Origin of the sequence: Nocardia ninae NBRC 108245, assembly GCF_007990755.1 — a bacterium.
In the GTDB taxonomy this organism is placed as follows: domain Bacteria; phylum Actinomycetota; class Actinomycetes; order Mycobacteriales; family Mycobacteriaceae; genus Nocardia; species Nocardia ninae.
This window is the reverse complement of the sequence record NZ_BJXA01000152.1, coordinates 1-7,474: the sequence shown is the minus strand read 5'-3', so window position 1 is coordinate 7,474 and position 7,474 is coordinate 1. Positions and strand designations below refer to the sequence as shown.

Here is a 7,474-nt window from a genome sequence, read left to right as displayed (position 1 = left end):
GAAGGTGTTTGGCAGGTAAGGATGACACCGCTATAGTTCCCCCAGGGAACCAGTAGCCTCAAGTGAACTAATGGACCTGCCCGCTGTGATCCGGCTTACGTGTCTCGCGCGGGCGGTCAGCCGCCGGGAGTGATGAACGATGAGCGAGACCAGCCGAGCCTGCCCAATAGGTATCTTCGTCAGCGTTATCGATGGGCCATGGGCGACGCTGATTGTGCGGGAACTGCTGTCCGGGCCCAAAAGATTCGGCGATCTCAGGACGGCGCTGCCCGGCATCAGTCCGAAAACCCTCACCGCGCGGCTGAACCGATTCACCAGCCTCGGACTGGCCACTCGGACTGCCTACCCAGAAATCCCGCCGCGCGTGGTCTACGAACTCACCGATCGGGGTCGCGGACTGCGCCCGGTGCTAGACGCGATGGCGCACTGGGCTGAGGCAAACCTCCCCATCCCGGATGAGGTGTCGGAGCACTCGGCGGGCAGCGTCGAGAAAATGTTGCCTATGTCACGATAGTGCGGCCTATTAGTTCACTTGAGGTAACTGATTCCTTGAGGGAACCATAGTGCTCATGACTAACTTTGTAGTGCATGGAGCCACCGGGGCGCAGGGTCGCCCGGTGATGTCGGCTTTGGACCGGGCCGGGCATCGGGTCATCGGTCTCGCTCGAGACGCGGCCGGTGCCGTGGTGCGCGCTGATCTCGATGAGCCCGACGTACCGTGATCTCCACCCGGTTCTACCTGGAAAACCTGCTTCTCCCACCAGTCCTCGCCGGCATCCGGGACCAATCGCAGCTGCGATACCCGATCGGTCCCGACATCGCCATCGCGTGGACCACCCACCTCGACGTCGCCGACACGGCCGCGGCCGCGTTCCAACGCGGGCCCATGGCGCCCGATCTCGTCACGGTCGGTCACCTGCCGCCACTGCGCGGAAAAGACCTGGCACATGGCTTTTCGCAGCACGAAGGACGCACTATCGAATTCCAGCCGATCACCCCTACCGAGTTCGGCACGGCCATCGAGCCCATCATCGGCGCTGCGGCCGCACTGGCGGTCACCGCGTTGTACGCCTCCCTCGCGGACGTCCCCGAGATCTCGTTCGACACGACCGATTCCGCCCAGCAACAGCTCGGCTTGTCACCCCGTAGCGTCGAGCGCTGGCTATCCGATCTGCGGGTGTGACCGGTTCCGCCATACCTGACGCGCCCGCCCGGCACCGACCGAGCATGCTGGGGGATGAGAACAGCAGACACATAAGATCGGGTGATCCCATGTTCCACTGAGAGAAGCCGATGGACGCTGCCGAACTGAGCTTTACGGTGCTGGGCCGTGTCACGGTGCAGCGTGGTGCGCTGACGTTGGAGTCGGGGCGCCTGCGGACCCAGGCGGTGCTCGCCGCGTTGTTGTTCGCGGCCGGGCGACCGCTGACCGCAGCACAACTGGTGGATGCGGTGTGGGGTGATGAGCTTCCCGGTGACCCAGTCGCCGCGCTGCGGTCCCATGTGCTGCTGTTGCGCAAACTCGTCGAACCCGGCCGTGCACCGCGAGGCGCTGCTTCCGTGCTTGTTTCGGTCGGCGACGGATACGAACTGCGAGTGCCTCGCGGCTCGGTCGACGCTTTTCAAGCACAGGCGTTGGTTGCCGCTGCCGACGAGGCCAGAACCGCAGGCGGTTTCGAGCAGGCGCGGACACTGCTCAGTGAAGCGCTGTCGTTATGGCGCGGCGAGGTGCTGGCGGGCGTACCCGGCCCGCTGGCCGCAGATCAACGACGGCACTTCTCGGAGTTGCGGGCGACCGTACTGGAGGCACGGCTCACCGTCGACCTACAGCTGGGGCGTCATGAACAGGTGATCGGCGAATTGGCTACCACCAGCGATGAATTCCCGTTGCGAGAGCGCCTCCGAGGGCTGCGCATGGCGGCGTTGTATCGGTGCGGTCGACGCAGCGAGGCGCTGGCGGTATACACCGACACCCGTCGGCTGCTCATCGAGGAGCTCGGCATCGAACCCGGCCCGGAACTGGCTGAACTGCATCAGCGCATTCTCGATGACGATTTGCCCGCGCCGATCGCCCAGCCCAGCCGGGCCATGCCGGGTCACGGCCTACGTGAGAGTGTCCGGCCAGCTCAACTGCCCAGGGGCATAGCCGATTTCACCGGTCGCGAGGCGGTGGTCCGGGAACTGTGTGCGGCGTTGACTCCTGCCGGGCTCGCTCCACCCATCGTGGTGATCACCGGCATGGGTGGCGTCGGCAAGACGACGCTGGCCACTCATGTCGCGCGCGAGATCAGCGAGCAATTCCCGGACGGTCAGCTCTACGCCGATCTGCATGGCATGGACGATCGCCCCGCCGAGCCGGTCGGAGTGCTGGGGGCTTTTCTGCGCGCGTTGGCAATCGCCGACAGCGACATGCCGCCCACCGAGCCCGAACGGGCAGCCCTGCTGCGCAGCGTGCTCGCCGACCAGCGCATGCTCATGGTGCTCGACAACGTGGGCACGCTCGATCAGGTGCGACCATTGCTGCCGAGCGGCCCCGGCTGCGCGGTCTTGGTCACCAGCCGGGCGGTGCTGCCGTTGCCCGACGCGACGTACCGGCCGTTGGGTGTACTTTCCGCCGTCGAAGCACGAAATCTATTGGGGCGCATCATCGGTGTGCAGCGGACCGCCGCAGAACCCGAGGCCACCGATGCGGTCGTCGTCGCCTGCGGGCTACTGCCGCTGGCGATCCGGATAATCGGCGCACGACTGGTGGCCCGACCGCACTGGAGTATCGCCGCGGTGGCACAACGACTGACCGGCGAACGTCATCGCCTCTCGGAGCTGCGCTGCGGCGATCTGACCATGGAGGCCTGCTTCACCTTCGGTTACCGGCAACTTCCGGTGGCGACCGCACGGACGTTCGTGGCGCTGGCAGTGCCCGCGGTCCCGGATCTTTCGGTGGCCGCGGCCGCGTCGATTCTCGGTGTCGATGCCGCAGTGGCGGCGCACAGCTGTGAGTCCCTTGTCGATCTCGGGCTACTGCAATCCGTCGGCGCGGACCGTTACAGCTACCACGACCTGTTACGGCTGTTCGCCCACACCGTGGATGCGGACGTCGACCGCGAACAGGTGCTGTCGCGACTGCTGGACTATTACCTGGCGACGGCGAAAAACATTGTCCAGCACCGTTATCCGGGCCACCGACTCGACTATGTTCCGACCACCACGCACCCTGGCGAGACGATCGACACCGAGACCGACGCCCACACCTGGCTGGATATCGAACGCACTACGCTGATCGCGCTGCACCGCCAAATAGCCGCAGACCACCCGGTGCTCGTGCCTACCAGCGTGGACGTGGCAATGCTGATCAGCGAAAGCATCGACCCCTCGGCCCAATCCGGGCAGTTGGCCGATGCGCTGCGGCGGTTACTCACCGTCGCTGAAGGATTCGTCGACCGGGATGCCGAGCTTCGAGCCCGCGCTACGCTCGGTGTCGTCCTCGCGCTGGATCTGAGCAGCGGAGACGAGGCCGTCGCCGTGCTCGAACCCGCCCGAAAAATTTTGGCGCCGAACGGAAGCAGCCTGCTACTGGCTTTCGTCGAACACGTGCTGGGAGCCGCTGCGCTGAGCGTCGGACGTGCGGCCGAGGCCATCACTCACATGGCGGCCGCAGTCGCGATCTTCGCTGATCTGGACGACCCGGCGTGGGAAGGGTGGGCCTGTGCCACCCTCGCCGACCGGTACGGCGAGGTCGCGCAGTGGGACCAAGCCGCCGAATACGCTGAGCGTGCATTGCAATTGGCTGCTCAGCTGGGTGGCGCGGCCTTCGAGCCGCTGGCATGGTGTCAGCTGGCCCGGGTCGTCTTGATGCGCGACAACGATCCGGAACGGGCGGTGTCGATCTCTACCGACGCCGTGCGTGCGGCGCGGGCGCACGGGCGCCGACTCATGCTGGGATGGGTGTTGTGCAGGCAGGCGGAAGTGAGCCTGCACGGCCAGCGTCCCGACATTGCCGAAACCGCTGCCGCCGAGTCGGTTTCGGTTCTCACCATGGCAGCAGACCCGATGCGGCGCTGGGAGGCACTGGACTGTCGGGTGCGGGCGCTGGTCGCGCTGGGACGTGGCACCGAAGCGCAGCAGGTACGCGCGCAGATCGACGAATTGGCCCTCCGGATCGGTCGAAAACCCGCACCCGCCGCCGGACACGCTGCCGAGGGCGCTCGCCATGCCGCTGCCGCCGCGGGGTCCTGACCGGTAGCCGGATCGGAGGATCGTCGACGGCAAACGGCTGTACATGGGATACGGCACATCTACGACGAGGACGACAACCCACTCGGCTGGTGGGCAGCGACTGAACCGTCCCCGATGGTCGGTAAACGGCAGTTCGGGACATTCGCCAGGCGGCCTGGCCGACCGCTGATCATGGTCGTCCGAACCCGCGACCCGCGGCATAGGGGTGTTCGAAAACCGGTGGACTCCTGGCATCGCGCCGAGCGCAGCTTCGAGATCCTTCTGGAAGAGAGTCGTTGGGTCATCGATGGTCAGGAGTGTCGCGCCGGTGCAGGAGGAGAGGCAGACGCCGACCAGTGCGAGCACTGCCCATTTGAACCGAGGTCGCCCCCCGACGTCCAGCGCGGTAGGTGACCGCTGCGGTCACGATCAGTGTGATGCCGACGCCGACACGATCACCCGCACTGCGAAGGCCAAGGGCACCAACATTTCTCGGCACCCCAGATCCGAACAGGCGTTCCCGTACGGCACTGTCAGCGGCACGAGAAGACTGATCGCGGCGGGCAAACGCGCCGGACTGGGCTTGGAAATGCGAGTGGCACCCTGAGCCAGGCGTGACATCGGAGGTTCGGGAAGAGACGTCGGGGGTGTGGGTTCGGCCGAGCCAGTGTCGAAAACGTCCTGTATCGCCGCTGGTCCCGCTGTTCGACTGTGCGCCGCTCGGCGCCATTTCCGAGCGGCTCACGCGACCTGAACCGCGCGTCGACATCGACGGAGAAGACCCGGCGATGTCGCCTACGACTGGCGCCGCTGCGAAAGCTGGCCGAACAGCGGAGCCGCTAGCGGGCGCAGCCGATCACACGGGCATCCTGGAGCGGAACACCGTGCCTGTTCACACAGTCGATTGCGTCGTCGACCCCATCAGGCGCCATCCCACCGGTGCGGTGTATTTGAACATGTAGACGACCGGGTGCAGGGTGCCTTTCGGTTGGCTCTGCGCCGTCGCGTAGTTCCCGCTGCACCGCGGATTCTGGAGATCAGCCAAGGGATACTCGGGCGATGCCGTCATTCGCAGCGTGGTGATGAGGTATTCGCGGGTAACCACCGCGCAAGGTGCGGCCGTGGTCGGTGCGGCCGTGGTCGCCGGCGCTGACGAGGTTACCGGCTCCTCAACAGCAGGTGCTGTGGTCTCCACATCAGGCGCCGTGGCGTCGGTCGTCGGCGCGACGGTTCCAGGGGCGGTGGCTGTGCCTCGAGCGGATGTGGAAACGGTGCTCGATGCCGAAGGGGCCGCTTCGGTGGCGCCCTCGCCACCACACGCCGTGAGGGCCAACGCGAGGGTGGCCGCCGCGGTCGCGAGCAAAACAGATCGGGTCATACTTCCTCCGCAGTAGACGCCACCCAACTGGCGGTCGCTTCCAGATCATCTGAGCGCGTGGAGATTTCATTACGGTCGTGAACTATGGCGGTACTCACGGGCCGAATCCGAAACGCCACCGCCTCGCCCACCGAGTCCCCGCGCTTCCAAGGGATCTGCCCTTCACTACCCCGAGCGGCCGCCCTATACCCCGCGGCAAGCCCGCCACCAACCCCGATGACCTGATCGACTGGGTTGGCAACGGCGATATCATCCATCCTTTCCCCGCCCACGTGCTTTACCACTGGGGAGTGACACACGTCCGCTGGATTCCCATCACCGATATGCCGCCGCTGCCCTATGCGCTGGTTTGGCGCACCGAGAGCGAGCCGGTACGCGCGCTCGCGAAAGTGATCGACGATCTGAGCGACGCTCCATAGCCCACGGCCCGGGAGCAAGCCCGTCAGACGATCTGACGGGCTCGTTCCCTTGATGCGAGCCGATCAGCGGTAGGAACCGGTGGTCAGGTCCGCTATGACGTTGAGGCCCTTGGGCTCCCAGTTCAGCTGGTCGATGCCGGCCCGACCGGTAACGGTCTGACTGAGGGCCAGGGCGTCGGCGAAGAGCTCGCCCAGCTCGGCTCGGGCCTGGTCGAGGGGCCAGACCTTGGTTTCACCGGAGACACCGGCCACCCGGCCGGCGGCTGCGGCCAGGTCGGCAACCCGGACTGCGGGCTCACTGATGGCATGCCAGACCGAACCCGCCGGAGCAGCGTCGACGACCTTGGCGAAAAGGTCTGCCAGGTCGTCGATGTGGACCATGGGCCACACGACCGAGGGGTCGGCGACTACCACGGGAGCCTCGTGCTTGCGGGCCAGATCAACCAGGAGAGCGGGGATTCCGCCGCCCCGGCCGTGGACGATGCCGGGGCGGATGACCGCCGCGCGAACGCCCGCGTCGGCGAGGGCGAGGACCTGACGCTCGACGTCGGGGCGATACCCGACGATGGGAATCGGGTTGGTCGGCGTGGTTTCGTCGGCGCGGTCGGGCGCTGGAGCTGTCGTCCTGCGGGCTCGGTATGTCACCTTCAGCGCGACGGCCATCATCCCGGCTTCGCCGTGATAAACGTTGTGGCAGTGCATCATTCACTGTCCGGGGTTGCCGGTGCCGAGTCGCGGCAGTGCGCGGCTACCGAGAACGCCGGTGGCATGAAGGAAAAACTGTTATGGACATCGAGGTGTTGGGCACTCCCGGCAAACCCGGCGACGTCGAAGCGATCGTGGCATTGGTCGCCGCTGTCGAACACGCCCAGCAAAACGAGTTGCCCGCCGACTTCATGCGGTTGTTCCGAACCACCGATCCGGTGTGGACAACAGCCCACGGACAGCGACTGTCGGGCTGGGAGACGATCAACGAATTCACCCACCGGATGCTGCCCGGCGCGACCGCGCACGGCACCGCCACCTACGAGGTAGCCCGCATCCTGTTCATCCGTCCGGACATAGCCGCGGTCAATGTCCATCAGCGGCCGATCCGCCTGGACGGCACCCCCAGGGCCGACTACCCCGAAGGCAGACCCTTCTACATCTTGGCCGACGACGGCGAGGGCTGGAAGATCGCGGCCGCCCAGAACACTCAGGTAGCTGGATGAGCCGCCGCATTGTCTACGACATCGGCGAATCCAGCCGCCAGCGTGTGAGTCACCCAGCGCGTAGCGCTGGGTGACTCCCTGTATTCAGTTGCGGGTACCTGCCTCAGCAGAGGCCGCTGCCACTGCCGTCGGTGCCGGGAGCGCCTGCGACCAGGCCCGCGCCACCGTTGCCGCCGCTGCCGCACGCACCGAGGGTGCCGGTGCCGGTCTTGGCGCCACCGTTGCCGCCGTTACCGCCCGGACAGTTCTTGGCA

General features: G+C 66.3%; 8 protein-coding genes. 6 read left to right on the top strand and 2 right to left on the bottom strand.

Annotated features, from left to right (window positions below):
- Nucleotides 1-139 precede the first annotated feature (139 nt).
- The 4 genes from NN4_RS43975 (at nt 140) to NN4_RS43960 (ending at nt 4,233) form a co-directional block, all read left to right on the top strand.
- Nucleotides 140-514 carry a winged helix-turn-helix transcriptional regulator gene (locus NN4_RS43975; protein ID WP_147144276.1) on the top strand — a complete coding sequence of 125 codons (375 nt, stop codon included), beginning with the start codon at nt 140-142 and terminating at the stop codon, nt 512-514.
- Nucleotides 515-569: 55 nt separating this feature from the next.
- A complete protein-coding gene (locus NN4_RS43970; protein WP_147144273.1) occupies nt 570-722 on the top strand; it encodes an NmrA family NAD(P)-binding protein in 153 nt (50 codons plus the stop codon).
- On the top strand, nt 719-1,183 hold the full coding sequence (locus NN4_RS43965) for a Rossmann-fold NAD(P)-binding domain-containing protein (protein WP_147144271.1): 465 nt from the start codon (nt 719-721) through the stop codon (nt 1,181-1,183). Before NN4_RS43970 ends, NN4_RS43965 begins: the two co-directional genes overlap by 4 nt.
- A 110-nt stretch (nt 1,184-1,293) precedes the next feature.
- Entirely contained in the window at nt 1,294-4,233 is a 2,940-nt protein-coding gene (locus NN4_RS43960) for an AfsR/SARP family transcriptional regulator (protein WP_147144268.1), read from the top strand.
- Nucleotides 4,234-5,104: 871 nt separating this feature from the next.
- Here NN4_RS43960 and NN4_RS43955 read toward each other — a convergent pair.
- Entirely contained in the window at nt 5,105-5,575 is a 471-nt protein-coding gene (locus NN4_RS43955) for a hypothetical protein (protein WP_147144265.1), read from the bottom strand.
- A 92-nt stretch (nt 5,576-5,667) separates the two neighbouring features.
- Here NN4_RS43955 and NN4_RS43950 point away from each other — a divergent pair, with 92 nt between their 5' ends.
- Complete coding sequence (locus tag NN4_RS43950; RefSeq protein WP_147144263.1) at nt 5,668-6,009, top strand: hypothetical protein; 342 nt, start codon at nt 5,668-5,670, stop codon at nt 6,007-6,009.
- Between the two features lie 63 nt (nt 6,010-6,072).
- On the opposite strand, the gene NN4_RS43945 is transcribed toward NN4_RS43950, so the two are convergent.
- Nucleotides 6,073-6,714 (bottom strand): Rossmann-fold NAD(P)-binding domain-containing protein, encoded by a 642-nt coding sequence (locus tag NN4_RS43945; protein ID WP_186818924.1) that lies wholly within the window; start codon nt 6,712-6,714, stop codon nt 6,073-6,075.
- 80 nt (nt 6,715-6,794) lie between these two features.
- Here NN4_RS43945 and NN4_RS43940 point away from each other — a divergent pair, with 80 nt between their 5' ends.
- The gene (locus NN4_RS43940) at nt 6,795-7,220 is read left to right on the top strand and encodes an SgcJ/EcaC family oxidoreductase (protein ID WP_186818923.1); all 426 of its coding nucleotides are present in this window, start codon (nt 6,795-6,797) and stop codon (nt 7,218-7,220) included.
- Nucleotides 7,221-7,474 lie beyond the last annotated feature (254 nt).

Bases quoted from the DNA above. Each gene is read 5' to 3' on its own strand.
- NN4_RS43970 (WP_147144273.1), top strand. From the start codon at position 570: ATGACTAACTTTGTAGTGCATGGAGCCACCGGGGCGCAGGGTCGCCCG.
- NN4_RS43945 (WP_186818924.1), bottom strand. From the start codon at position 6,714: ATGATGCACTGCCACAACGTTTATCACGGCGAAGCCGGGATGATGGCC.
- NN4_RS43940 (WP_186818923.1), top strand. From the start codon at position 6,795: ATGGACATCGAGGTGTTGGGCACTCCCGGCAAACCCGGCGACGTCGAA.
- NN4_RS43975 (WP_147144276.1), top strand. From the start codon at position 140: ATGAGCGAGACCAGCCGAGCCTGCCCAATAGGTATCTTCGTCAGCGTT.
- NN4_RS43960 (WP_147144268.1), top strand. From the start codon at position 1,294: ATGGACGCTGCCGAACTGAGCTTTACGGTGCTGGGCCGTGTCACGGTG.